The organism is Bacillus sp. GbtcB10 (assembly GCF_019091365.1).
GTDB classification, from domain to species: Bacteria; Bacillota; Bacilli; order Bacillales; family Bacillaceae; genus Bacillus; species Bacillus altitudinis.
Map to the genome: position 1 here is coordinate 1 of NZ_JAGXJP010000051.1, position 328 is coordinate 328.

1 protein-coding gene is annotated in these 328 nt (G+C 45.4%); it reads right to left on the reverse strand.

All coding sequences use genetic code 11. From position 1 onward, the window contains the following. A partial coding sequence (locus KVT11_RS19620) for a S8 family serine peptidase (protein WP_217609124.1) occupies nt 1-328 on the reverse strand: 328 nt, incomplete at both ends.

Below are 328 nucleotides of genomic sequence, written 5' to 3' on the forward strand. Positions count from 1 at the left end.
CTTTCTCGTGCAGCTTTTTGTACGTTCACAAGCCCAGCGCCATAATAAAAAGGTTCGCCCAGTTTTGTTGCTGTTTTTGTCAGCCATTCACGCAATTCATCATTTGTCAGATTCGGATGTTTTGATAGAATGACTGCCGCAGCACCAGCTGCGTGAGGTGATGCCATAGACGTACCACTCTTATATCCATATTCGTTATGAGGAACGGTACTTAATGTTGAGACACCTGGTGCTGATACTTCCACTTCTTCCCCAACAGAGGAATCAAAGGCTCTTTGCTTTCGTTGATTCACAGATGCGACTGCCATGACAGAGCTGTATTTGGCTG